The sequence below is a fragment of the Curtobacterium sp. Leaf183 genome, assembly GCF_001424385.1.
Taxonomy (GTDB): domain Bacteria; phylum Actinomycetota; class Actinomycetes; order Actinomycetales; family Microbacteriaceae; genus Curtobacterium.
In genome coordinates this window covers 851,462-874,951 of record NZ_LMPO01000008.1, presented here as the reverse complement: position 1 = coordinate 874,951, position 23,490 = coordinate 851,462, and the positions used below count along the sequence as shown (strand labels likewise).

The window sequence follows — 23,490 nt, the reverse complement described above, 5'->3', positions numbered from 1 at the left end:
CTGACCGGACTCAGTCGAGTGCGCTGACCGGACTCAGTCGAGCGCGCTGACCGGGAGCTGCTCGAGCTGCCAGCCGAGCCAGGGGCTGAACGCGAACGGCGCCGCCGACACGGCACTGCGCAGGGCGTCCTCGGAGAGCCACTCGTACTCGGAGACCTCGTCGGCGGCTGGTGCCGGCACGTCGTCGGTCACGGCGCGGAACACCGGGCAGACCTCGTTCTCGACGATGCCCGAGGCGTCGACCGCGCGGTACCGGAAGTCGGGCAGCACGGGCTGTACGTCACGGACGGTGATGCCGAGCTCGCGGGCGGCGCGCCGGGCGATCGCGTCCTCGAACGACTCGTCCGGACCGGGGTGTCCACAGAACGAGTTCGTCCACACGCCCGGCCACGCCTTCTTCGTCAGCGCCCGGCGTGTGACCAGCAGATCCCCGTCGCTGTTCGTCACGTGGCAGCTGAACGCCAGGTGCAGCGGCGTGTGGTCGGTGTGCACCGCGAACTTGTCCGCAGTGCCGATCGGGGTACGGTCCTCGGCGAGCAGCACGACGGTTTCAGGGAAGTGGTTCATCTAGTTCGATAGATTAGGCCAATGACGGACGAAGCGGCCACCGTGGCGCACATCGACCTCGCCCTGGTCGACGACTGCCTGGAGCGCTTCTTCACCGTGTCGTCGGCCCGTGCCCAGGCGTTCGGACGCCCCTCCGAGGAACTCTGGCGCGTGCTGCGCAAGGCCAGCATGGGCGGCAAGCGCTTCCGCCCCCGCATGGTGCTGACGGCCTACGCCGGGCTCGGCGGGACCGACGTGCACGCGGCCGCCAACGTCGGGGCAGCGTACGAACTCCTGCACACCGCCCTCGTGGTGCACGACGACGTGATCGACCGCGACTGGTCCCGCCGCGGGCAGCCGAACGTCGCCGGGTCCTTCCGCGACAACGGCACGACCGGCGGACTGCCGCTGCCGACCGCCGAGCACCGCGGCATGAGCGCCGCCGTGATCGCCGGCGACCTCGCGCTCGCGGGTGCGCCGCGCTTCATCGAGGCCAGCGGTGCCGACGCTGACCATCGTGCGCGGCTGCTCGACCTGTTCGACGACGCCGTGTTCGCGAGCGCCGCGGGCGAGATGGCCGACGTCGACCTGACCCACGGCGTGATGCCCACGGTGGACGAGGTGCTCGCGATGGAGCGCGCGAAGACCAGCGTGTACTCCTTCGAGGCGCCGCTGCAGTCCGGCGCGGTGCTCGCCGGCGCCCCGGAGACGGTGGTGGCCGCGCTGGGGGCCTTCGGCCGCGAGATCGGCATCGCCTACCAGGTGGTCGACGACCTGCTCGGGGTCTTCGGCGACGAGGCCGCGACCGGCAAGACCGCCATCGGCGACCTGCGCGAGGGCAAGCGCACCATGCTCATCGCCTACGCGGCGACCACGGAGTGCTGGGCCGAGCTGGCGCCGTACCTCGGCGACCCGGACCTGACCGAGGAGCGCGCGGCCGAGATGCGCCGCCTGCTCGTGCACTGCGGCGCCCACGACGCCGCGCTGGCCCGCGTCCGCGAGCACACCGCGCTGGCCCGTGCCGAACTCGCTGCGCTGCCGTACGACCTGGCCGTCCGGCTCGAGGCCCTCGTGTCCGAGCTGGTGGAGCGCGTCCGGTGAGCACCGACCACACCGGGAGCACGCACGCCGCGCGGCTCCCGCTCTACGACGCCACGGCCGAGGCGGCGTCCTCCGTCGTCATCGACCGGTACTCCACGTCCTTCGGGCTCGCCAGCCGGTTGCTCACGAAGGACACCCGCGAGCACATCAAGAACGTCTACGCCCTGGTCCGCGTGGCTGACGAGGTCGTCGACGGCCCCGCGACCGAGGCCGGGCTCGACCCGGCCCTCGCGCGCACCGTCCTCGACGAACTCGAGCAGGACACCGAGCGGGCGATCGCGCACGGGTTCTCGGTGAACCCCGTCGTGCACGCCTTCGCCCGCACCGCGCGCACGACGGGGTTCGGTGCCGAGCTCACGGCGCCGTTCTTCGCGTCGATGCGGATGGACCTCGAGCAGACCGAGCACGACGACGCCTCGTTCGACACCTACGTGTACGGCTCGGCCGAGGTCGTCGGGCTGATGTGCCTGCGTGCGTTCGTGTACCGCGCGGGCACCCCGACGTTCGACGCCACCGTGCTCGTCGACGGCGCTCGGGCGCTCGGAGCCGCCTTCCAGAAGGTCAACTTCCTGCGCGACCTGCACGCCGACTTCGAGGTGCTCGGACGCTCGTACTTCCCCGGCGTCGACGTCCGCACCTTCGACGAGACCACCAAGCGCCGGCTCGTCGCCGACGTGCAGGCCGACCTCGACACCGCCGCGCGCACCGTCCCCCTGCTGCCGAAGGACGCCCGCAACGCGGTCGGTCTCGCGCACGCGCTGTTCCAAGAGCTCAACGACCGGATCGCCGCCACCCCGGCGGACCGGCTGATCACCACGCGCGTGCGCGTCCCGAACCCGGTGAAGGCGCGGCTCGCCGCGCAGGTGCTCGCCGGACGCGCACCGCTCCGTTCACGAATCCGCACCACCACCCGCCCTGGAGGCTCCCGATGACCCCGCCACGAGCCTCCAGTCAGAAGTCCACGCGCAAGGTGCCCGTCCGCCGCGCCGTCGTGATCGGCGGTGGCATCAGCGGACTCGCCTCCGCAGCGCTGCTGGCGCGGGACGGTTTCGCCGTCACCGTGCTCGAACAGCGCACCCAGCTCGGCGGCCGTGCCGGGTCGTGGGAGCGGGACGGCTTCCGGTTCGACACCGGGCCGTCCTGGTACCTCATGCCCGAGGTATTCGACCACTTCTTCCAGCTGCTCGGCACCAGCGCCGACGAGCAGCTCGACCTGGTGAAGCTCGACCCGGGCTACCGCGTCTACAGCGAGGGCCACGACGAGCCGATCGACCTGCGGGCGTCGCGCGAGGACAACCTCGCGCTGTTCGAGTCGATCGAACCCGGGGCCGGCGCGCGGATGGCGAAGTACCTCGACTCGGCGGCCGACACGTACGACATGGCTGTGCGTCGCTTCCTGTACGGCACGTTCCAGGACCTCCGGAAGCTCGCCGCGCCCGACGTGCTGCTGCGCATGGGCAAGCTCGCCCGCCTGCTGCTGCAGCCGCTGTCGTCGTTCGCCGCGACCGCCGTGCGGGACCGTCGGCTCTGGCAGGTCCTCGGCTACCCGGCGGTGTTCCTCGGCACCAGCCCGTACGCGGCGCCGAGCATGTACCACCTGATGAGCCACCTCGACCTGGCCGACGGCGTGCTCTACCCGAAGGGCGGCATCACCGAGGTCATCTCCGCCGTCGAACGGGTCGCCCGTGCCGAGGGTGCGCAAATCGTCACCGGCGCCCAGGTCGAGCGCATCGCGGTGACCGACGGCCACGTCACCGGGGTCGTGCACCGCGACGACGACGGCGAGCAGCACGTGACGCCGGCGGACGTCGTCGTCAGCGCGGCCGACCTGCGGCACACCGAGATGCAGCTGCTCGACCGCGAGCACCGCACCCACGACGAGTCGCACTGGGCGAAGCGCGACCCGGGTCCCTCGGCCGTGCTCGTCTACCTCGGGGTCGACGGTCCCGTGCCGGGCCTCCTGCACCACACGCTGATGTTCACCGCGGACTGGAAGGCGAACTTCGGCGCGGTGTTCGGCGCCGATCGCCATGTGCCGGACCCCGCCTCGATCTACGTCTGCGCGCCGTCGGAGACCGACCCGACCGTCGCCCCGGCCGGCACGAGCAACCTGTTCATCCTCGTGCCGCTGCCCGCCGACGTCGGCATCGGCAAGGGCGGCATCGACGGCGCCGGTGACGACGAGGTCGAGCGGATCGCCGACCGCGCCATCGACGTCGTCGCCGAGCGCTCCGGTGTGCCCGACCTGCGCGACCGGATCCGGGTTCGCCGGACCATCGGGCCGCGGGACTTCGCCGACGACTACAACGCCTGGAGCGGGTCGATGCTCGGCCCGGCGCACACCCTGAAGCAGAGCGCGTTCTTCCGCGAGGGCAACGCCTCGGCCAAGGTCACCGGGCTGTACTACGCGGGCTCCTCGACGATCCCGGGCATCGGGCTGCCGATGTGCCTGATCTCCGCCGAGGTGCTGCTCAAGCGCATCCACGGTGACACCTCGACCGAGCCGCTGCCGACGCCCCTGACGCCGGCCGACGGCGTCCCACCGCGACCCGCCGGGCGGGCGCCTCGCACCCCGGCGCCCGCGACGGCCGCTGGGTGATGCCCGGTCTCTACCTGCTCGGACTGCTCGTCTCGCTGACGGGCATGGTCGTGCTCGACGCCCGCTTCCGGCTGTTCTTCTGGCGGGCGCCGTGGCGCGCCACGGCCGTGATGGTCGTCGGGGTGGCGTTCTTCATGCTCTGGGACGTCGTCGGGATCGCGCTGGGCATCTTCTTCATCGGCCCAACACGACTGCTCACCGGCGTGCTGCTCGCGCCGGACGTGCCGCTCGAGGAGCTCTTCTTCCTGCTCCTGCTCTGCTACACGACGATGAACCTGACCGGGTTCGTGCGGCCCCTGGTGGCGCGCGCACTGGCCCGGGGGAGCGACTCGTGACCGGCACCGGGACGTACGCGCTGCTCGCGGTGCCGTTCATCGTCGTGGCCGTCCTGGCCGCCGTCGCCGCGGGGATCATCGCGTCACGACGTGCCGGCTCTCGCGGGCGAGCAGTCAGCGGGCGCCGGATCGCGATGGTCAGCGGGATCGTGGCCGGGGTCGCCCTGCTCGTGATGACCGTCGTCTTCAACAACGTGATCGTGACGCTCGGCATCGTCGCCTACGACCCGGCGCGGATCAGCGGGGTGCGCATCGGCGCCTTCCCGATCGAGGACCTGGCGTACGCGATCGCCGCCGCCTTCCTGCTGCCCGCGCTCTGGGTGCTGTTCGACCGCACCGGCGGGCGCGACCGCGTCCCCGTGACCGGCGCCGTGCCCGACACCCAGCCACACCCCGAACCGGAGGACCCGCGATGACGGCGACCCCTGCCTCCCGGCAGTCCACCACGCGCGCGCTGTTCGTGTCGTCCCGGCCGATCAGCTGGGTGAACACCGCCTACCCGTTCGCCGCCGCCTACCTGCTCGGCAGCGGCGTCGGGGTCGACGGCGGCGGTGGCTTCTCGCTCGCCGCGCTGCTGATCGGCGTCGTGTACTTCCTCGTGCCCTACAACCTGGCGATGTACGGGATCAACGACGTCTTCGACTACGAGTCCGACCTGCGCAACCCGCGCAAGGGCGGGGTCGAGGGCGCCCTGCTCGACAAGAGCGTGCACCGCACCACGCTGTGGGCCGTCGTCGTGACGAACGTGCCGTTCCTGGTCGCGCTCGTCCTGCTGGGCGGTCCCTGGTCGTGGTTCGTGCTGGCGATCAGCGTGTTCGCCGTCATCGCCTACTCCGCTCCCGGGCTGCGCTTCAAGGAGAAGCCGTTCCTGGACTCGCTGACGTCGTCGACCCACTTCGTGTCGCCGGCGATCTACGGCCTCGCGCTCGCCGGACCGCAGTGGACCGGGCAGCTCGTGGCGGTGTGCATCGCGTTCTTCCTGTGGGGTGTCGCCTCGCACGCGTTCGGTGCGGTGCAGGACGTGCTCGCTGACCGGGCCGGCGGCATCGGCTCCGTCGCGACCGTGATCGGCGCGCGGGCGACCGTCCGTCTGGCCTTCGTCGCGTACGTCGTCGCGGGGGTCGCGCTGCTGTTCTCGGCCTTCCCCGGGCCGATCGCCGCCGTCGTGGTGATCCCGTACGCGCTCAACGTGCTGCCGTGGTGGAACGTCACCGACGACGCGGCCGAGTCCGCGAACGCGGGCTGGAAGCGCTTCCTGTGGATCAACTACCTGGCGGGCTTCATCGTCACGATGGCGCTCATCGTCTACGCGTTCACCCACTGACGCCGCCGCGCGCCGCGCGCGCTCGCGCTCGCATCGAGGGAGCAGAAATCGTCGGGCAGCACTCCCGCACCCGACGATTTCTGCTCCCTCGACGGGGACGGGACGGGGACGGGACGGGACGGACCAACGTGTCGCCGGTCCCTGACAGGATGGACGTGACGCCGAGGTCGGTGTCACGTCGATCACGAAGGAGTGCCCGCATGACGGTCCGCATCATCCACGTCGGTCTCGGAGGGTGGGGCGGCAGCTGGGCCCGCGAAGCCATCCCCGCCGTGTCGGAAGTCCAGGTGGTCGGGATCGTCGACCCGAGTGCCGACACGCTGCAGGCGGTGCGGACGGACCTCGGGCTGCCGGAGTCGGCGGCGTTCCCCTCGCTCACCGCAGCGCTCGCCGCGGTCGACGCCGACGCCGTGGTCGTCACCGCGCCGGCCGTCACCCACGTGCCACTCGCGCTCGAAGCGCTCGACGCCGGCAAGCACGTCCTGGTCGAGAAGCCGTTCGCCAACACCGCCGACGAAGCCGCCGCAGCGGTCCACCGTGCCGAGGAACGCGGGCTCGTGCTGCAGGTCAGCCAGAACTACCGGTTCTACCCGGCGCCGCAGGTGGTCCGCGACCTGCTGCGCACGGACGCTGTGGGCGAGCTCTCGGCGATCAACGTCGACTTCCGCCAGTGGGACAACGACCGGCCCTTCGCCGACCACCCGCACTACCGGTTCCCGCACGCGATGTTCAACGACATGGCGATCCACCACGTCGACCTGCTCCGCATGGTCACCGGGCAGGAAGCCGTGCGGGTCTTCGCCAAGGCGACCTACCCGTCGTTCAGCAAGTACCAGGACGAAGCGGTCGCGTCGATGCTCATCGAGATGCAGGACGGCCTCGTCGTGAGCTACCGCGGCAGCTGGCTGAGCCGCGCCGAGCACACGGCGTGGGCGGGCGAGTGGAGCATCCAGGGCGAGGACGGCGAGCTGCAGTTCACCAGCCGTGCGGGCGAGCCGGGCGACGTCAGCGGCGACGTCGTGACCGTGCGACGCCCGGGCGACACGACCGCGACGTCGGTCGAGCTGCCGACCGCCGAGCACCACGACCGGCAGGGCCAGCTGCAGGCGTTCGCACGGTCGATCGAGGGCGGTCCCGCTCCGGAGACCAGCGGGCGCGACAACCTGCGCAGCCTGGCCCTGATGGAGGCCGCCACCCGCTCCGCCGCGTCCGGCCTGCCCGAGGACGTCGTCGTCCCGTCCTGACCGGCCGACGGACAGCAGGCCCGGTGCCGACCGGCACCGGGCCTCCTGTCCGCCACATGCCGCGTCACGCGGCCTGTCGGGAGACTCCGCGACCACGACCGTGTACGAACGAGGTATGGCGCACGACAGTCTCCCCGAGCTCGAGCTCGCGAACGTCCGCACCCGGGAACGCATGACCGACACGGTCGAGCGCATCCGGCACAAGGTCGACCTGCCCGCGCGCACCCGGCTGGCGGTCGCGAAGACCCGACAGCAGTGGCACCGCGACCCGACCCCGCTCGTGGCGCTCGGCATGATCGCGGCTGCCGGCGTGGCGTCGGTCGTCATCGGCACCCGCATCGGCCGGACTCCCGCCGGACACCTGGCCACCCCGCCGGCGTCGTCCGCGTTCACGGCCCTCCTGCCGTTCGGTGCACGCGGTGGCGACGAGTCGGCGCCCGGCCGGAAGGGGCGCAAGGCCCGCAAGGCGGGGCGGAAGGCGCGCCAGGTCCAGCTCGAGCAGGACCCCGGGTACCAGCTGCGGAAGAAGCAGCGGAAGCGCCTGGCCCCGGTCACGAAGCAGGCGACGAAGTACCGCAAGCAGGCGGCCAAGCGCGCGAAGGCGAACTGACCATGGCCGACGACCACGGCAAGCCGGCAGCGGACGACTCCCGCAAGCCTGACAGCCCGACCGACCTGACCAAGCCGACCCTGAAGTACACGCTCGGCAAGACCCTGCGCGAGTTCTCCGGCGACCAGTGCACCGACCTGGCGGCGAGCCTGACCTACTACACGGTGCTGGCGCTGTTCCCCGGCCTGCTGGCGATCGTGTCGATCCTCGGTCTGGTGTCCGACCCGCAGAAGACGATCGACACCCTGTTGCAGATCGTCGGCAACATCGGGTCGAACCAGGTCGTGGACCTGATCCGCAAGCCCGTCGAAGGACTGGTCCGCTCGCCCGCGGCACCGATCACGTTCATCGTCGGCATCGTCGGCGCGATCTGGTCGGCGTCGGGCTACGTCGGTGCCTTCGGCCGGGCGATGAACCGCATCTACAACGTCCGCGAGGGCCGTCCGATCTGGAAGCTGCGCCCGACGATGCTCGGCGTGACGGTGTTCACCGTCGTCATGCTCGTGCTGGGGCTGCTCGCACTGGTCAGCGGTCCGCTCGCCCGCAGTGTCGGCGACCTGATCGGGCTCGGTCAGGCTGCCGCCACCGTCCTGTCGATCGTGCAGTGGCCAATCCTGTTGGTGATCGGCATCGTCGTCATCGCGGTGCTGTACTACTGGGCACCCAACGTCAAGCAGCCCAAGTTCAAGTGGGTCAGCGGCGGCTCGATCCTGGCGCTGCTGATCTGGATCATCGCCAGCGCCGGCTTCGGGTTCTACGTCGGCAACTTCTCGAACTACAACGCCACGTACGGCTCGCTCGGTGGCGTGATCGTGTTCCTGCTGTGGATCTGGATCACGAACAACGCGCTGCTCTTCGGCGCCGAGTTCGACGCCGAGCTCGAGCGTGGACGCCAGCTGCAGGCCGGCATCCGCGCGGAGGAGGACATCCAGCTGCCCGAGCGCGACACCCGGCAGATCGACAAGCAGGACGAGAAGCACGCGCAGGACGTGCTCGAGGCCATCAGGATCCGGCAGACCGCGGGCCGCGAGAAGGACTGACCGACGGGTCCGGACAGGAGGCCCGGAGCAGCTTCCGTAGGCTGGCCTGCGTGACGCAAGCACCGCCTCCTGTCCGTCCGGTCGCCCTGGTGACCGGAGCCACCCGCGGCATCGGCCGCGCGATCGCGGCCGATCTCGGCCGCACCCACCACGTGCTCGTCGGTGGACGATCGGCCGACGCCGTCGCTGCGGTCGTGGCCGCGCTGCCCGATGCCTCGCCGTTCGTCGGGGACCTCGGCGCGGGCGAGGTCCCGCCGCTGCCGGACCGCCTCGACGTGCTCGTGCACTCCGCCGGGGTCGAGCAGGGCACCCGGATCGCCGACACCCCGCGAGCCACGTGGGAGGCCGTGTTCGCCACGAACGTCTTCGCCGTCGCCGAGCTCACCCGGCTGGCGCTGCCGGCCCTGCGCGCGGCGCGGGGGATCGTCGTCACCATCAACTCCGGGTCCGGTTTCGTGAGCGGCCCCGGGGGCGGCGTGTACGGCGCGTCGAAGTTCGCGCTGCGCGCCCTCACCGACGCCCTGCGCGAGGAAGAGCGCGCGAACGGCGTGCGGGTGTCGAGCGTGCACCCGGGGCGGACGGACTCGGACATGCAGCGCCAGCTCGTCGAGAAGCTCGGCGAGGACTACGACACCGCCTACTACCTGGCGCCCGAGGACGTCGCCGACGCCGTCCGCACGGTCGTCGACCTGGACGAGCGGGGCACGATCGAGACGCTCTCGATCCGCCCCACCCGTCGGCGCTGACACCGGCGCGCCGACCGTCGGCCGAACCCGGACCCACGCGGCACCGCTACCCGGCCCGCGTGCCCAGCTCGATCCGCTCGTCGAGCCCGAGGCGCTCCAGGAACGTGTCGTCGTGACTGACGACGACCAGCGCGCCGCGGTAGGCCCCGAGCGCGTCCACCAGCTGGTCGACGCTCGTCAGGTCGAGGTCGTTCGTGGGCTCGTCGAGGACCAGCAGCTGCGGTGGCGGGTCCGCCAGCACCAGCCCGGCCAGGGCGACACGGAAGCGCTCCCCGCCGGACAGCGCACCCGCGGGGCGGTCGACGGTGTCCCCACGCACCAGGAACCGCGCGAGGCGGTTCCGCAGCTCGCCGGTCGACACGTCGGGTGCCCGGCGCCGGACGTTCTCGAGCACGGTGGCGTCGTCGTCGAGGGAGTCCTTCCGCTGCGGCAGGTAGGCGATGTGCTCGACGTGGGCGACGGCTCCGGTGTCCGGCAGCGGGTGCTCCCGCGCGCCGGGGTCCCCGACCAGCTGCTCGAGCAGGGTCGTCTTGCCGACACCGTTGTCCCCGCCGACGGCGATCCGCTCGGGCCCCTGCACGATGCTCTGCCGGCCGCGCACCGTGATCGTCGCGATCCGCCGTGACGCCGGCACCCGCGGGTCGGGCAGCTCGACGTGGATCGACTCGTCGTCCCGCAGCCGGAGTTCGGCCTCGCGCTTGGTCGCCAGCGCGGTGGCCTCGTCGTCGGCATGACCCGTCCGGAGTCGCCCCGCCGTCTCCTCGGCGCGCTTGCGCATCTCGTTCCGGAACATCGCGGGCATCGACCGCCCGGCCTTCTCGCCCGCCTTCGCACGGCGGGCGATGGTCGTTTCGGCTTCGATGCGCTGCCGTTTCTCGGCCCGGTGGCGCTGGGCGGCGACCCGCACCTCGCGTTCGACGGCCGCCTGCTGCACGGCCAGGTGCTCCTCGAAGGCCGAGAACGTGCCCCCGAACACCGTCATCGCGCCGGCGCGCAGCTCCGCCACCTCGTCGACGTGCTCGAGCAGCTCGCGGTCGTGGCTGACGACGACCAGCGTCCCGCGCCACGCGTCGACCACGTCGAGCAGCATCGCGCGTGCACGCCTGTCGAGGTTGTTCGTCGGTTCGTCGAGGAACGCGATCGGCAGTCCGCGCAGACGGATCCCGGCGACCGCGACGAGCACGGCCTGCCCCCCGGACAGCGTGGCGACCGGCCGGCCCAGGTCGCTGCCGATGCCCAGGTCGGCGATGGCCAGGGCTGCGCGCTCCTCGACGTCCCACGCGTCGCCGAGGGCGTCGAAGTGCGCCGGGTCGGCGTCCCCACCCAGGATCGCGTGCAGGGCGCGCAGCTGCGGGCCGACGCCGAGCAGGTCGGCGACCGTGTCGTCGGGACGGGTGTCGAGCCGCTGGGGGAGCAGGTCGACGGGACCCGACGTCGTGACGGTGCCCGTCGTGGGCTGGAGCCGACCGGTGACCAGCCGGACGAGCGTGGACTTGCCGGCCCCGTTCCTCCCGACCAGTCCGGTCCGGCCGGAGCCGAAGGCGGTGGTGAGGTGGTCGAGCGCGACGGCGCCGTCGGGCCAGGTGAAGCTGAGGTCGTGCAGGACGACGGATGGGCTGGTGGGCATGGAGGTGTCTCCCCGGTGTCGATGCTGGGCGCACGACACCGACCCACCGCGGTGCGGTGGAGCGCCCGACGGGGCGCGCGATCACGGTGTCAGCGCGAGGGCTGAGCAGAACCGGTGATCGACAGCAATCCGTCTTCTTCCGTCGGGGTCCCCCCGTGTCCGTGACCCGAGCCGGCGGTCGGTCTCCCACCCCGCTGCTCCGCGGTCACGACGGAGTGGATCCACCGTAGGCCGCGGTCGGGTGGCGACGCAAGCACTCGACCATGACAGGGTGGAGTCATGCCCGAGAACCTGCTGCCGACCCCGTCCGCCAACCCGGAGACCCTGCTGCCCGCCGACCCCGAGGTCGACGCCGCCCTGGCCGCTGACGCCCCGGTCGCGAGCGTCGTCGTGGCGCACCCGTCGTCGAGCCTGGCGTGGGCGCTCCTGGCCGACGAGGCCTGGGACCGCGGCGCGACGCTCGAGTCCTACGCCTACGCCCGGGTCGGGTACCACCGTGGTCTGGACGCGCTGCGGGGCGCCGGCTGGCGGGGAGCCGGACCGGTGCCGTGGTCGCACGAGCCGAACCGCGGGGTGCTGCGCTCCCTGTTCGCGCTGCGCCGGGCCGCGGTCGCGATCGACGAACCGGGCGAGCCCGAGCGCCTGACGGACTTCCTGAACGGTGCGGACCCGACCGTCATCCCCGCGCTGCAGGCGTAGCGGCGGCGCGGCGCGGCGCGAGCGGGTTTCGCACAACCGGGACCCGTTCGCACCGCCGGAATCCGCGGTGCGAACGGGTCCCGCTATGCGGATCCGATCCGCACCGCAGCGCGCGCGTCGCGCTCAGCGGGCGCGGGACGCCGTCACGGTGTACTTCGGGGTCCGTGTGACCTGCCGGGTCTCGCCGACGATCCGCTCGAGCACCGGTCGGTAGCGCAGGTGCGAGTTCCAGACGCACCACAGCTCGCCGCCGGTCTGGAGGATCGTCGCCGCGTTCCGGAACATCGCCTCGGCCGCGTCGGTGGACACCGCGCTGTCGGTGTGGAACGGCGGGTTGCACACGACCAGCTGCGCTGACCCGGCGTCGAGCTCGTCGCCCGCGTCGGTCCGCAGGACGCGGACCCGGTCGTCGACGCCGTTCACGAGTGCGGTGGCCCTGGTCGAGGCGACCGCGATGGCGGACACGTCCGTCGCGACCACCTTGAGTGCCGGACGGCGACGGGCGAGGACCGTGGCGACCACCCCGTTCCCGCAGCCCATGTCGACGGCCACGCGGGCGGTCGGCACGGCCTGGTCCACCACGTCGAGCAACACCCGCGTGCCGAGGTCGAGCGACGCCCCGGCGAACACCCCGCCGTGCGCGACGAGCGTGAGCCCGAGCTCGTCGACGTGCACGTGCTTCGGCCACGGCGAGGTCAGCGCCGCCCGGTTCGCGGCGGCCTGCAGCGGGTCCTGCGCGACGAGCAGCCGGGACTTCCCGCGCCCACGGGTCGCGACGACGTCGCCGAAGGACCGCCGGAGGACGTCGTTCTGGGACAGCGTCATGTGCTTCGTCTGCCCGCCGCACAGCAGCACCACGTCCGGGGCAGCGAAGCGGGCGACGGCCCGCGCCACCTCGTCGAGTCGGTCGAGGGACTTGGACAGCCGGAGCAGCACGAGCCGGACGTCGCGGAAGGCGTCCTGCAGCGAGTCCGGGTGGTGGAACCCGCGCCGCCCGAACGTGCCCGCGTTCGCTTCGAGGGCACGTTCGGCGGTCAGGGAGTCCTGTACGACCCGGACGTCGGCGGCGCCGTGCACGGTGAGCAGCCCCAGGGTCAGGACGCCGTTGCGGTCGTCGACGACCGCGACCTCGCCCGGCTGCCGGAGCGCGTCACCGTGCACGTGCGGCGCCTCGTCCAGCAGGAACCGGTCGGTGCCGTCGATGGTGACGAGGTCGGGCTCGTCGGCATCGGGGTCGCGCCGGAACACCGCGGCGAAGTCGAACGTGGGCATCCGCCCAACCTACCCAGTCAGCCCAGGAGCACCGTCCACGCCGTCGACGCCGGCCAGAGCTGGTGCTCCGGCAGCACGTCCAGACCGCACGCGCGCGAGCCCAGGCCGTGCTGCGCGGCGTCGAGGTACAGGTAGGTGGCGTCCGGCGTCGGCAGCTCGTACGGGTGGCCGGCCCGGGCGACCTGCTGCGCGGTCCACGGAGTCAGCGTGAACCCGGTCCGCCGCGCGCCGACGGACGACACCGTGAACGGACCGACCCGCAGCGTGCGGAGGTCCGGTCGGTGCCCGGACTCCTGCGGTCGCGAGTAGTTCGCCGTCAGCAGCGACACCGGTGATCCGAAGACGCCGACGTGCGCCGCGTGCGACGAGTCCGCGTACGACTCGAGCGGCCCCGTCCCGAACCACTCCGCCGACTCGTCCACCAGGGACGCCGGCAGGTCGATGCGGACACCGATCCGCGGCCAGGTGATGCCCCACTCGCCGAACGGGACGGCCGTGGTGTCGAGCAGCAGCCCGTCGTCGGTCAGCGTCCACCGGTGCGTCACGTCCACACCGGCACCGCTGTTCGCCGCCGCGACTCGGACGCGCTGCACCAGCCCGTGCTCGGACCGTTCGACGTGCACCAGACGGTGCGTCAACCGGTCGAGCCCGTGCGCGAGCCACTTCGTCGCGGATGCCGGCGCGGACGGGTCGCCGACGCCGTGCGTCAGCACCGGGTCGGCGGTCTCGTAGCCGCCCTGGGACGCGAGCCGGTCGTTGTCGGTCGGTGCGCGCCAGAGCTCCAGACGGGGGCCCGCCACCTCCTGTCCCTTCCAGCTGGACAGGTCGCCGCGCTCGGTGAACGTCGCGTCGCCCAGGCGGTCGCCGTCCCAGCCCTGCCGGGAGGCCCGTGGGGCCTCCGCCACGCGCGACGCGACGAGCGTCTGGGCGCGCGCGACGACGTGGCCGGTGTCCGCCCAGGCCGTCGGCCCGGCGAGCTCCGCGACGATGTCGAGCCAGAGCTCCTCCCCGGGTGCGATCGGCCCGGCTGCGGCCTCGAGCACCTCGGTCGGGACCGGCACGGTGACCGACTCCCGCGCGGCGACGACGCCGGGTGCGAGCCGTCCCTCGTGCTCGACCACGCCGTTGCGCGACAGCGTCCACCGGAACCGCAGCCCGGCGGTTGACGCCGAGTGGAAGCGGTTCTCGACCAGGACCGTCGTCGTGCCGAGCGACATCCGGACCGGTGCCACGACGGCCGCGAACTCCGCCAGCCCCGGCGTCGGCGTGTCGTCGGGCAGCACCAGGCCGTCCATCACGAAGTTGCCGTCGTGGACGACCTCGTGGAAGTCGCCGCCGTACCCGTAGAACGGCGTGCCGTCGGGCGTGTGCGTGAGCAGGCCGTGGTCGCGCCACTCCCACACGAAGCCGCCGTGCAGGCGCGGGTACCGGTCCACCAGGGCCTCGTACTCGGCGATCTGTCCGGGGCCGTTGCCCATCGCGTGCACGTACTCGCAGTGGATGAACGGCTTCGAGCGCTGCCGGGCCGCCTCGGCCGGACCGCACCCGAGCAGCGGGGTCGCGGTGCCGCCGCCGATCGACTCGGTCTCCTGCAGCGTCGGGTACATCCGCGAGTAAACGTCGGTGTACTCGCCCGTGTAGTCGCCCTCGTAGTGGACGGGACGCTCGTCGTCGCGGCGGTGCACCCAGTTCGACATCGCGGCCAGGTTGCGCCCGGTGCCGGACTCGTTGCCGAGGGACCACATCACGATGGACGCGTGGTTCTTGTCCCGCTCGACGGTGCGCGCGATGCGGTCGAGGTAGGCGTCCTCCCACGCGGGGTCGTCGGAGGGGTTGCCCTGCCACCCGACGAACAGGAACCCGTGGGTCTCGAGGTCGCACTCCAGGATGACCCAGAAGCCGAGCTCGTCCGCCAGGTCCAGCACGCGTGGGTGCGGCGGGTAGTGCGAGGTCCGGATCGCGTTGACGTTGTTGCGCTTCATCAGCGCCATGTCCGCACGGGCATGGGCCTCGTCGAACACGCGACCGCGCTCCGGGTGGGTCTCGTGGCGGTTCACACCGTGGAACACGACGCGCTCGCCGTTGACCAGGAACCGGTCGCCCTCGATGCGGACGCTGCGGAACCCGAGCCGCAGGGTGACGGTCTCCCCGCCTGCGGTGCCGCCCGCGTCGGTGCCCGAGGACAGCGTCGCGTCGTACAGCCGCGGCAGCTCGGCGCTCCACGGGTCGACGCCCTCGACCGCGATCGGCTGCACGTCGTCGGGCGACGCCCAGGTCACGTCGACGCCCAGGTCCGGCACGGAGAACCGCACCGGGAACACCGCGTCGAGCGTGGGGAACGAGATCGTGCCGGTCCCGGTGGACGGACGACCCGAGGCCGCGGTGCCCGCCGAGGCGGCGTCACCGAGCGTGGCGGTCCAGCCGGCGCGCACGAAGACGTCGTCGATCGGCGCCGTGGGGCGTGCGAGCAGCGTGACGTCGCGGAAGATGCCGGGGAGCCACCACTGGTCCTGGTCCTCGAGGTACGAGGCCGCCGACCACTGGTGCACCCGGACGCGGAGCTCGTTCGTCCCGGGCCGCAGCAGCTCGGTCACGTCGAACTCGGTCGCCAGGCGCGACCCGGTGCTCCACCCGACCAGCGTGTCGTTCAGCCACACCCGGAAGTGCGACTCGACCCCGTCGAAGCGCAGCAGCACCCGGCCGGCGGCGTCGAACGTCGTCGGGACCGCGAACGTGCGCCGGTAGTCGCCGGTCGGGTTCTCCTCCGGCGGGTGTGGCGGGTCGATCGGGAACGGGTACTGCAGGTTCGTGTAGCTCGGCGAGCCGTGGCCGTGGAGCACCCAGTGCGCCGGCACCGGGATCGTGCCCCAGGCGTCGTCGGCACCCGGCAGCGGGACGTCCGCCACCGGCGACCAGCGGAAGTCCCACTCCCCGTTCAGTGACAGGGCGGGAGCGTCCGTGTGCAACCAGGCACGGGGTGCCAGTCGGGACGCCGAACCCGGCGTGGTGGCGTGCAGGTCGTCGATGGCGGCGTTGGTCAACCCTTGACCGATCCTTCCGTGAGGCCCCCGCGCCAGAAGCGCTGCAGGACGATGATGGCGATGACGAGCGGGATGACCGAGACGAGCACCCCGCCGGTGGTGAGCTGGTAGAACTCCGGCAGTCGGTCGACCTGGGCCCGCCAGTTGTTGAGTCCCAGTGTGATCGGGTACAGCTTCTGGTCCGCCAGCATGATCAGCGGCAGGAAGAAGTTGTTCCAGATGCCGACGACCTGGAACAGGAACACCGTCACCAGCGCCGGGGTCAGCTGCCGCAGCACGATGGTGTGGAAGATCCGCAGCTCACTGGCACCGTCGAGTCGAGCGGACTCCATGAGCGCCGTGTCGACCGAAGCCGCGGCGTACACCCGGCACAGGAACAGGCCGAACGGCGAGACCAGGCTCGGGATGAGCACGCTCCAGTAGGTGTCGGTCAGGCCCATCGTCGAGAACAGCAGGAACAGCGGCAACGCCGTCGCGGTACCCGGCACGAGCACGCCGCCGAGGATCGTCCCGAACACCAGCTGTCGTCCGCGGAACTCGTACTTGGCCAGGGCGTACCCGCCGGCGGCGGCGAAGTACGTCGCCAGGACCGCGCCGACGCCCGAGTACAGGATGCTGTTCGCGATCCAGCGGACGAAGATCCCGCCGTCGTACGTGAACACCTGCTGGAGGTTGCTGAACAGGGCGAAGTCGCCACCGAACCAGAAGCCGTTCGTCGCGAACAGCGCGCCGGTCGTCTTCGTGGCGGCGATGACCACCCAGTACAGCGGCACCAGGAAGTAGATCGCGACGATGACCAGGATCCCCGTCACCACGATCTGCGACTTGCCGGAGCGGTCGAGTCGGCGGCGCTGGTGCGACGAGATCGACGTGGTGTCGACGGGCGGCGCGCTCTGCGCGGTCGCTGGCGCCTGGATCGCTTCACTGGTCATGCTTCCGCCCCCTGCGTTCCGTGCTGCTGACCGGACCTGGCCGGGAGGCCCTGGTCGGCTTGGTTGGTGACCGGACGGACGGCGGATGCGCGCGTCTGGAGCGCGCGCCGGGCCTCCTGGCCGTCCCGCCTGGCCCGCTTGCGCTGGTCGCGCTCGTTCTTCGGTGCCCGGTTCGTCAGCGCCAGGAACGCGAACGACAGGATGAAGGCGGCCAGGGCGATGATGACCGCCTGTGCACTCGCGACGCCGTACTCGTTGAACGCGAACGCGTTCGTGTACGCGGCGTAGTTCGGCGTGTACTCGGTGTCGATCGCCGGGGCGACCGTCGACAGGATCTGTGGCTCGGCGAAGAGCTGCAGGGTGCCGATGATCGAGAACACCGTCGTCAGCACCAGCGCGGGTGCGATCAGCGGGATCTGGATGCGCCACGCGACCTGGAACGGGCCGGCGCCGTCCATCTTGGCGGCCTCGTAGACCTCGCCGGGGATCGACTTCAGCTGCGCCACGATGATGAGCATGTTGTAGCCGGTGTACGTCCACGTGACGATGTTCGCGATCGACCACAGCACGCTGTTGGCGCCGAGGAAGTCCGGCTGCAGCCCCATCGACTGCAGCAGCGACACGATCGGGGACAGCCCGGGCACGTACAGGAACGACCAGAGGATCGTCGCGATGACGCCCGGGACCCCGTACGGCATGAAGTAGATCGCCCGGAAGAAGCCCGGCCAGCGGGCGCTCGCCGACTCGAGCAGCAGCGCCAGGATGGTGCACGCGATGATCATCACCGGCACCTGGACGATGCCGAACAGCAGCATGCGGCCGATCGAGGCGACGAAGCCCGAGTCGTTGAGCGCGGTGACGTAGTTGTCGAACCCGGCGAACCGGCCCGTCACGCCGTCCTCGCCGAACAGGCCCTTGCGGTCGACGGTGGTGAAGCTCTGGAACAGGGCGCTGATGATCGGGATGATGAACGTCAGCACGAAGAGCGCCAGGAACGGCGCGAGCAGCACCCACGGTGCACGCTGCTGCGCGCGCGTGGCCTTGGTGCCGGTGCGGAAGGTCGGCTTGGTCGCCGTGTCCTGGGTCATCGTGCCGTCCTGACGCTGAGGCCCTTGTCCTTGAAGGACTGGACGATCTCGGCCTGGGCCAGCTCGACGGCGTCCGAGAGCTTGAGGTTGCCGGTGATCTTGCGGCGGAACTGGTTCTGCAGCGACGTGAACGCCGACTGCGTCACGGGCGACCACGACCAGTCGACGTTCTGCTCCTTGGCCGCGGGGACGAAGACGTCCTCGTTGTAGTTCTGGCCGGAGAACCACGCGGAGGGCTTCTCGCGCTGGGCACCGATGTAGTCCGTCGCGGGGGACCAGCCGATGCCGCAGTACTTGATCATCGCGTCGATGCCGTCCTTCGAGGTGGTCATCCAGGTGATGAACTCGAGGGCTTCCTTCGGGTGCTTCGCGTTCGCCAGGACCGCGGCGCTCGAGCCGCCGATCGCGCTCGAGCCGAAGCCGGACGCGTCCCACTTCTGCATGGGGGCGACCTTCCACTTGCCCTTGCCGCCCTGGATCGACTCGATCAGGGCGTCGCCCCAGCTCGCGCTCGTCACCGCGGCGATCCGGCCGCTGGCGCACGCGGCGTACCAGCCGGGGGAGTAGGCGCCGGCGCTGGTGTCGACCAGGTCGTCGTCGATGCAGCCGTCGAAGAAGTCGGCGACCTTCAGCGTGGCGTCGTCGGTCATGTCCACGACCCACTCGTCACCGTCGACCTTGAACCACCGGGCGCCGGCCTGCTGGGCGTAGGCGGCGAAGGGCGAGGCGTCGGCGACCGGGAACACCTCGAGGTAGTTCTGCTTGCCCGTCTTCCGGACCTTGTCGGACAGCACCTTCCACTCGTCCCACGTCGACGGCGGTTCGCCGCCGGCCTGCTCGAGGATCGCGGTCTGGTAGTAGAACCCCATGGGGCCGGTGTCCTGCGGGATGCCGTAGACGCCGTCGACGAACTCGACCTGGGCCCAGGCGGCCTCGTCGTACTTCGACTGGAAGTCCTTCGCGCCGTAGCGGGCCAGGTCGACCAGGCCGTTGGCCAGCATGAACTCGGGGATCTGCCGGAGTTCGACCTGCCCGATGTCGGGACCGCCGCCAGCCGCGAGCGCGGAGTACATCTTCTGGTACCCGCCGGAGTTGCCGCCGGGGATCCAGTTGGCCTGCACCTGGATCCTCGGGTTCTTCGCGTTCCAGACGTCGCAGACCTTCTGCAGGTCCTTGAGCCAGGCCCAGTAGGTCAGCGTGACGGTCTCGCCGCCCGCTGCGGCCGGCACGAGCGCGGCCTTGTTGACGTTGGTCGACCCCGGGACCGCACAGCCGGCCAGCAGACCGGTCGCCGCAGCGCCGATCCCGAAGCCGAACAGCTGTCGTCTCGTCAGGGGTCCTCGTGGGTTCGTGGGCGTCATTGCCTGCACCTCGGTTCGTCGGCGAGCGGGTTGCCCGCCCAGCCTGGCACAAAACCGAGCGGTACTGCGATTTCGGGACTGGGTGTTCGCTCCGACCTGCGCGCGCGCCGCCCCGTGAGGGTGGATCGTGGTCGGAACGTGAGAGCGCAGGGGCTCGGCGAGTTCCTGCTTCGTCCTACCGAAGGAGCTGCCATGACGTCGACGAACGCCACGAACGAACTGCACCGGACCCTGGGCCATCGTCTGGAGCGCGGGGGGACCTGGGCCTGGGCCTACGTCGACGCCTCCGGGAACGTCGAGGACCCGCGCCGGCAGGCCGCACTGAAGCTCCGCGGTGTCGAGGAGTCGCTCCGGGCCTCCGGGTCGGACACCACCGCCGTCGACGTCATCGCCGGAGAGCTCGAGGACACCCCCGGGGTGCCGTCGCCCGTCGCGCGGTACGTGCTCGTGCACGACGGCGAACTCGTGCTCAGCGAGGTCCTGCCCGGGCCGATGCAGGCGTCCGAGTCCATCGGCGCCGGGGCCGTCCCCGACCTGGTGCCGCTCGTCGCGCACCGACCGATCGAGCTGCCCTTCCTGGTCGTCCAGGTCGGCAAGGACGGCGGCGGCTACCGCGCGTTCAAGCTCGGGCACCCCGCGACCGCCGACGACGAGGTGCGGGTCGACGGCGAGACCTTCGACCAGCACAAGGTCAAGGGCGGGTTCGGCGACTGGAAGCAGCCGCGGTGGCAGAGTCGGACCGAGGAGGTCTGGCGCCAGAACACGGCCGAGGTCGCCACGGCGATCGACAAGGCCGTCGCCCGGTTGAGCCCGGCGCTCATTGTGGTGGCCGGCGACTCGCAGGCCCGACCGATGCTGCTCGAGAAGCTGTCCGCCGAGGCGCGGAAGCTCGTCAGCGAGGTCCCCGGCGGCGGGTTCGACGAGACCGTCCTCGGCGACCACACCCGCGTCGCCCTGGCCCGGGTCATCGCGACGCACCGCCACGACCTCGAGGACCTGCTCCGCACCCACGTCGGGCGCGGCGACAACCAGGCCGTCACCGGGCTGGGCCCCGTCGTCGAGGCGCTGCAGCAGGCCCAGGGCGCGACGATCGCCCTCGACGCGGTGGCCATCGGCGACCGCACGCTGCTGGCACTCGGGTCCGCGCCGTGGATCGCGACGGCACCCGAGCAGGCCGCCGGCGTCCCGGTGATCGGCCCCGTGCCCGCCGTGTGTGCGCTGGTGCGTGCCGCGGTGCTGACGGACGCCGAGCTCGTGCTCGTCAACGCGGCGTCGTTGCCCGGGGGTGCGGCTGCGGCGGCGCTGCTGCGGTGGCCGGTCGGACCGACCGTGCCGGCCTGAGCCGCCGGTCGGCCCTGCGCCCGCCGGAATCCCGGCAGGAGGTCGAATCGCGCGTTGTCGGTCGGGTCTTCCCGCTGCCGACGCGCGGTTCGACCTCCCGTTGCGGACGGTGTGGGATCGAACGAGCGCGCGTCAGTCATGGGAGCGGTCGGTGCGCGGGACCAGGGGCAGCGCCAGCAGGGGCAACACCGCCACGATGCCGAACGACGCCGCGAAGCCGAGTGCCCCGACCAGGGCCCCGATGCCCGGACCCACGGCGCTCGCCGCCAGGAACTGCCCGGTGTTCTGCGCGCCCAGCGCCCGACCCGACCAGAACGGCCCCGCTGCCTCGGCCACCGAGGTGTACGCCAGCCCGTTGTCCGCGACCGTGACGCTCGTCGCCACCACGAGGAACACCGCCGCCCCGGCCAGGTGGGTGGCGTCCACCGCCGCCAGCACCGCCATCACGACCGCCGCGCTGACCGCCACGATTCGCAGCGGCCCGACCCGGGAGCCCACGCGGTCGCTCCACCCGCCCACCAGGATCCGCCCGATCGCCCCGACGAACTGGGACGCCCCGACGAGCAGGCCGGCCGCGGGCGTCGACCACCCGAGCCCGACCAGCCAGACCAGGCCGTAGGTCGACAGCGTGAACTGCGGGACCACGAGCAGGACCGACACGGCGTGCACCCGCCACAGGAAGCCGTTCGTCCGGTAGGGGTTCGCCGTGGCGGCCGCCGGCGCGCTCCCGCGAGCGGGCCGAGGCGGGTTCGCGATGCCGATCGCGCACAGCACCGCGAGCACCCCGCACAGCACCACCGGCAGCACGAGCGCGGCCCGGATGCCCGACGCCTCGGCGAACTGCGGCACGGTGACCGCCGCCAGCGTGACCCCGAGCGGCTGCGACATCTGCCGGATCCCCATCGCCAGGCCGCGACGCTCCTTCGGGAACCACCCCACGACCACGCGACCACTGGCGGCGTTCGTCGAGGCGCTGGTCATGCCGGCGGCCAGGAAGGCCAGTCCGAGCAGGACCGGATCACCGGCGGCGACCCACGCCGCGACGACCGCCAGGGTGGTCAGCACCAGGCCGCCGGCGATGACGACGCGCTCGCCGACCCGGTCGGTCAGCGCGCCCCAGGCGATGAGCGTCAGCACCATGCCGAACGTCGGCGCCGCGGCGAGCACGCCGGCCAGGGCGAGCGGGGTGCCCTGGGCGTGCAGGTAGGGGATGAGCAGTGCCGGCGCCGAGACGACGAGCGTGCCCGCTGCCTGGGCCGCGACGCCGAGCGCGAGCATCGTCCAGGCACGGGTGGGGATGCGTGTCGCGGGGGTGGCGGGAGCCGAGGTGGTCACGAGCAGTCGTTTCGTCGCGGAACTGATTGGTATACCAAAACGGTATACCATCCGCGCCGCACCGCCACTAGGCTGATCTGCCGTGACCGAACCGATCGACGAGACGCCGGTGTCGCAGACTGCCCAGCTCTACGACAACCTGCGCGCCGCGATCCTGACCCTCGACATCGCCCCGGGTGAACGCATCTCCGAGCGGGGTCTCGAGGCACGGTTCCACGCCTCGCGCACCCCGGTTCGTGCGGCGCTGTCACGGCTCGAGCGCGAGGGGCTCATCCTGCACGAGGGCCGCTCGTGGACGGTCACCCCGATCGACCTCGACGAGATCGCGTCGCTCGCCGAACTGCGTGGCGTGCTCGAGCCCGCCGCGGCACGCATGGCGGTGGAGCGCGCGACCGAGGACCAGCTCGAGGAGGTCCGCGCGCACCTCGACGGACTCCGCCCGACGCCCGACCAGCAGTCCGGCATCCGGATGGGCTCGACGTTCCACCTCGACCTGGCCCAGCTCGGCGGCAACCGGTTCATCACCGACGCCATCACCGACGCCCTGACCCGGCTCGAGCGCACGCGGTGGATCGAGGTCCGCACGCCCGAGGCCCGCGACGCGGCATGGGACGAGCACAGCGCGATCCTCGACGCCGTCCGCGCCGGGGACGCCGACCACGCCGCGGCGCTGCTCGCCGCGCACGTGGCCGGCACCAACGACCGGCTGCTCGCCTTCATCGCGCAGGAGCGTCGCCGCCTGCGGGGAGCAGGCATGACGATCATCGGCGCGACGGAGCGATGAACCCGCCGGCGGTCCGCTGAGCAGTCCGCCGAGCGGTCCGCCGGGCGGTCAGCCCGGCTGTCTCCGTACCGCGACGTGCGCTGCAGGGGCGAGCCGGGCCTCCTGGAAGAGGATCCCGCGCTACTCGAGCCGCGTGACGTCGTCCCCGTCGTCCAACGGGACCGCGCCGGTGTGCTCGAGGAGCGCGTCGCGCACCTCGGCTTCGTCGCGGTTGTTGCGGATCGCGTCGCGTCGTCCTGCGTGCGTCGACTGTGACATCTCTGGTCGTCCTTCCCGAAGGCGGGCCGTGGCCCGCGGTGATGCGGGCACCGCCCGCTGATCCTGGTTCCTCACGGGACGTACTGAGGTCGCCCCAGTGTGGTCCGGTCCATCCGGGTCCCGCAAGGGTCCGGGGCGTCCTGTGGAGAAGTCCGTCGTGAGGGCGTGCCTAGGATGGTCCGCTGTCGGGGTGGCTCGCCTCCGGCT

22 protein-coding genes are annotated in these 23,490 nt (G+C 71.8%); 13 read left to right on the top strand and 9 right to left on the bottom strand.

Annotated features, from left to right (window positions below; genetic code table 11):
* Positions 1-33: 33 nt before the first annotated feature.
* On the bottom strand, positions 34-567 hold the full coding sequence (idi, locus tag ASG04_RS10445) for an isopentenyl-diphosphate Delta-isomerase (protein WP_056123452.1): 534 nt from the start codon (positions 565-567) through the stop codon (positions 34-36).
* Positions 568-588: 21 nt separating this feature from the next.
* Between idi and ASG04_RS10440 the strand changes: the two genes are divergently transcribed.
* The 10 genes from ASG04_RS10440 (at position 589) to ASG04_RS10395 (ending at position 9,545) form a co-directional block, all read left to right on the top strand.
* Positions 589-1,647 (top strand): polyprenyl synthetase family protein, encoded by a 1,059-nt coding sequence (locus tag ASG04_RS10440; protein ID WP_056123450.1) that lies wholly within the window; start codon positions 589-591, stop codon positions 1,645-1,647.
* Positions 1,644-2,579, top strand: a complete 936-nt coding sequence (locus tag ASG04_RS10435) for a phytoene/squalene synthase family protein (protein WP_056123447.1) — start codon at positions 1,644-1,646, stop codon at positions 2,577-2,579. Before ASG04_RS10440 ends, ASG04_RS10435 begins: the two co-directional genes overlap by 4 nt.
* Positions 2,576-4,246, top strand: coding sequence for a phytoene desaturase family protein (gene crtI, locus ASG04_RS10430; RefSeq protein WP_056123444.1), 1,671 nt, complete (start codon positions 2,576-2,578; stop codon positions 4,244-4,246). Before ASG04_RS10435 ends, crtI begins: the two co-directional genes overlap by 4 nt.
* Positions 4,246-4,581: a lycopene cyclase domain-containing protein gene (locus tag ASG04_RS10425; RefSeq protein ID WP_056123442.1), complete on the top strand. Its 336-nt coding sequence runs from the start codon at positions 4,246-4,248 to the stop codon at positions 4,579-4,581. The genes crtI and ASG04_RS10425 overlap by 1 nt, the downstream gene beginning before the upstream one ends.
* On the top strand, positions 4,578-4,997 hold the full coding sequence (locus tag ASG04_RS10420; protein WP_056123439.1) for a lycopene cyclase domain-containing protein: 420 nt from the start codon (positions 4,578-4,580) through the stop codon (positions 4,995-4,997). The genes ASG04_RS10425 and ASG04_RS10420 overlap by 4 nt, the downstream gene beginning before the upstream one ends.
* Positions 4,994-5,905 carry a prenyltransferase gene (locus ASG04_RS10415; protein WP_056123436.1) on the top strand — a complete coding sequence of 304 codons (912 nt, stop codon included), beginning with the start codon at positions 4,994-4,996 and terminating at the stop codon, positions 5,903-5,905. The genes ASG04_RS10420 and ASG04_RS10415 overlap by 4 nt, the downstream gene beginning before the upstream one ends.
* Before the next feature lie 200 nt (positions 5,906-6,105).
* Positions 6,106-7,149, top strand: a complete 1,044-nt coding sequence (locus ASG04_RS10410; protein ID WP_056123435.1) for a Gfo/Idh/MocA family protein — start codon at positions 6,106-6,108, stop codon at positions 7,147-7,149.
* 115 nt (positions 7,150-7,264) lie between these two features.
* On the top strand, positions 7,265-7,759 hold the full coding sequence (locus ASG04_RS10405) for a hypothetical protein (protein ID WP_056123432.1): 495 nt from the start codon (positions 7,265-7,267) through the stop codon (positions 7,757-7,759).
* Between the two features lie 2 nt (positions 7,760-7,761).
* Complete coding sequence (locus ASG04_RS10400) at positions 7,762-8,799, top strand: YihY/virulence factor BrkB family protein (protein WP_056123429.1); 1,038 nt, start codon at positions 7,762-7,764, stop codon at positions 8,797-8,799.
* A gap of 50 nt (positions 8,800-8,849) precedes the next feature.
* A complete protein-coding gene (locus ASG04_RS10395; RefSeq protein ID WP_056123426.1) occupies positions 8,850-9,545 on the top strand; it encodes an SDR family oxidoreductase in 696 nt (231 codons plus the stop codon).
* 46 nt (positions 9,546-9,591) lie between these two features.
* Here the strand turns inward: ASG04_RS10395 and ASG04_RS10390 are convergent, their stop codons facing one another.
* On the bottom strand, positions 9,592-11,172 hold the full coding sequence (locus tag ASG04_RS10390; RefSeq protein ID WP_056123422.1) for an ABC-F family ATP-binding cassette domain-containing protein: 1,581 nt from the start codon (positions 11,170-11,172) through the stop codon (positions 9,592-9,594).
* Between the two features lie 279 nt (positions 11,173-11,451).
* Here ASG04_RS10390 and ASG04_RS10385 point away from each other — a divergent pair, with 279 nt between their 5' ends.
* Complete coding sequence (locus ASG04_RS10385; protein WP_056123419.1) at positions 11,452-11,871, top strand: DUF3151 domain-containing protein; 420 nt, start codon at positions 11,452-11,454, stop codon at positions 11,869-11,871.
* A 123-nt stretch (positions 11,872-11,994) separates the two neighbouring features.
* Here ASG04_RS10385 and ASG04_RS10380 read toward each other — a convergent pair whose 3' ends face one another.
* Genes ASG04_RS10380 through ASG04_RS10360 form a run of 5 tightly spaced genes read right to left on the bottom strand, consistent with a single transcriptional unit; the run spans position 11,995 to position 19,565 of the window.
* Positions 11,995-13,143, bottom strand: coding sequence for a class I SAM-dependent methyltransferase (locus tag ASG04_RS10380; protein ID WP_056123416.1), 1,149 nt, complete (start codon positions 13,141-13,143; stop codon positions 11,995-11,997).
* 17 nt (positions 13,144-13,160) lie between these two features.
* The gene (locus tag ASG04_RS10375) at positions 13,161-16,184 is read right to left on the bottom strand and encodes a glycoside hydrolase family 2 TIM barrel-domain containing protein (protein ID WP_056123412.1); all 3,024 of its coding nucleotides are present in this window, start codon (positions 16,182-16,184) and stop codon (positions 13,161-13,163) included.
* The gene (locus tag ASG04_RS10370) at positions 16,181-17,116 is read right to left on the bottom strand and encodes a carbohydrate ABC transporter permease (protein ID WP_056123409.1); all 936 of its coding nucleotides are present in this window, start codon (positions 17,114-17,116) and stop codon (positions 16,181-16,183) included. Before ASG04_RS10370 ends, ASG04_RS10375 begins: the two co-directional genes overlap by 4 nt.
* Positions 17,113-18,204 carry a carbohydrate ABC transporter permease gene (locus ASG04_RS10365; protein ID WP_056123406.1) on the bottom strand — a complete coding sequence of 364 codons (1,092 nt, stop codon included), beginning with the start codon at positions 18,202-18,204 and terminating at the stop codon, positions 17,113-17,115. Before ASG04_RS10365 ends, ASG04_RS10370 begins: the two co-directional genes overlap by 4 nt.
* Positions 18,201-19,565: an extracellular solute-binding protein gene (locus ASG04_RS10360; protein WP_056123402.1), complete on the bottom strand. Its 1,365-nt coding sequence runs from the start codon at positions 19,563-19,565 to the stop codon at positions 18,201-18,203. Before ASG04_RS10360 ends, ASG04_RS10365 begins: the two co-directional genes overlap by 4 nt.
* A gap of 192 nt (positions 19,566-19,757) precedes the next feature.
* Here ASG04_RS10360 and ASG04_RS10355 point away from each other — a divergent pair, with 192 nt between their 5' ends.
* The gene (locus tag ASG04_RS10355; RefSeq protein WP_056123399.1) at positions 19,758-20,906 is read left to right on the top strand and encodes a Vms1/Ankzf1 family peptidyl-tRNA hydrolase; all 1,149 of its coding nucleotides are present in this window, start codon (positions 19,758-19,760) and stop codon (positions 20,904-20,906) included.
* Between the two features lie 132 nt (positions 20,907-21,038).
* On the opposite strand, the gene ASG04_RS10350 is transcribed toward ASG04_RS10355, so the two are convergent.
* Positions 21,039-22,184: an MFS transporter gene (locus ASG04_RS10350; RefSeq protein WP_056124018.1), complete on the bottom strand. Its 1,146-nt coding sequence runs from the start codon at positions 22,182-22,184 to the stop codon at positions 21,039-21,041.
* 139 nt (positions 22,185-22,323) lie between these two features.
* Here ASG04_RS10350 and ASG04_RS10345 point away from each other — a divergent pair, with 139 nt between their 5' ends.
* Complete coding sequence (locus ASG04_RS10345) at positions 22,324-23,025, top strand: GntR family transcriptional regulator (protein WP_082517979.1); 702 nt, start codon at positions 22,324-22,326, stop codon at positions 23,023-23,025.
* A gap of 120 nt (positions 23,026-23,145) precedes the next feature.
* On the opposite strand, the gene ASG04_RS17450 is transcribed toward ASG04_RS10345, so the two are convergent.
* Positions 23,146-23,283 carry a hypothetical protein gene (locus ASG04_RS17450; RefSeq protein WP_156463617.1) on the bottom strand — a complete coding sequence of 46 codons (138 nt, stop codon included), beginning with the start codon at positions 23,281-23,283 and terminating at the stop codon, positions 23,146-23,148.
* Positions 23,284-23,490 lie beyond the last annotated feature (207 nt).

What these genes read in the sequence shown, in the direction of transcription:
- ASG04_RS10415 (WP_056123436.1), top strand. Translation starts at nt 4,994, where the DNA reads ATGACGGCGACCCCTGCCTCCCGGCAGTCCACCACGCGCGCGCTGTTC.
- ASG04_RS10400 (WP_056123429.1), top strand. Translation starts at nt 7,762, where the DNA reads ATGGCCGACGACCACGGCAAGCCGGCAGCGGACGACTCCCGCAAGCCT.
- crtI (WP_056123444.1), top strand. Translation starts at nt 2,576, where the DNA reads ATGACCCCGCCACGAGCCTCCAGTCAGAAGTCCACGCGCAAGGTGCCC.
- ASG04_RS10410 (WP_056123435.1), top strand. Translation starts at nt 6,106, where the DNA reads ATGACGGTCCGCATCATCCACGTCGGTCTCGGAGGGTGGGGCGGCAGC.
- idi (WP_056123452.1), bottom strand. Translation starts at nt 567, where the DNA reads ATGAACCACTTCCCTGAAACCGTCGTGCTGCTCGCCGAGGACCGTACC.
- ASG04_RS10405 (WP_056123432.1), top strand. Translation starts at nt 7,265, where the DNA reads ATGGCGCACGACAGTCTCCCCGAGCTCGAGCTCGCGAACGTCCGCACC.
- ASG04_RS10365 (WP_056123406.1), bottom strand. Translation starts at nt 18,204, where the DNA reads ATGACCCAGGACACGGCGACCAAGCCGACCTTCCGCACCGGCACCAAG.
- ASG04_RS17450 (WP_156463617.1), bottom strand. Translation starts at nt 23,283, where the DNA reads ATGTCACAGTCGACGCACGCAGGACGACGCGACGCGATCCGCAACAAC.
- ASG04_RS10350 (WP_056124018.1), bottom strand. Translation starts at nt 22,184, where the DNA reads ATGCTCGCGCTCGGCGTCGCGGCCCAGGCAGCGGGCACGCTCGTCGTC.
- ASG04_RS10380 (WP_056123416.1), bottom strand. Translation starts at nt 13,143, where the DNA reads ATGCCCACGTTCGACTTCGCCGCGGTGTTCCGGCGCGACCCCGATGCC.
- ASG04_RS10355 (WP_056123399.1), top strand. Translation starts at nt 19,758, where the DNA reads ATGACGTCGACGAACGCCACGAACGAACTGCACCGGACCCTGGGCCAT.
- ASG04_RS10425 (WP_056123442.1), top strand. Translation starts at nt 4,246, where the DNA reads ATGCCCGGTCTCTACCTGCTCGGACTGCTCGTCTCGCTGACGGGCATG.
- ASG04_RS10370 (WP_056123409.1), bottom strand. Translation starts at nt 17,116, where the DNA reads ATGACCAGTGAAGCGATCCAGGCGCCAGCGACCGCGCAGAGCGCGCCG.
- ASG04_RS10440 (WP_056123450.1), top strand. Translation starts at nt 589, where the DNA reads ATGACGGACGAAGCGGCCACCGTGGCGCACATCGACCTCGCCCTGGTC.
- ASG04_RS10385 (WP_056123419.1), top strand. Translation starts at nt 11,452, where the DNA reads ATGCCCGAGAACCTGCTGCCGACCCCGTCCGCCAACCCGGAGACCCTG.
- ASG04_RS10360 (WP_056123402.1), bottom strand. Translation starts at nt 19,565, where the DNA reads ATGACGCCCACGAACCCACGAGGACCCCTGACGAGACGACAGCTGTTC.
- ASG04_RS10390 (WP_056123422.1), bottom strand. Translation starts at nt 11,172, where the DNA reads ATGCCCACCAGCCCATCCGTCGTCCTGCACGACCTCAGCTTCACCTGG.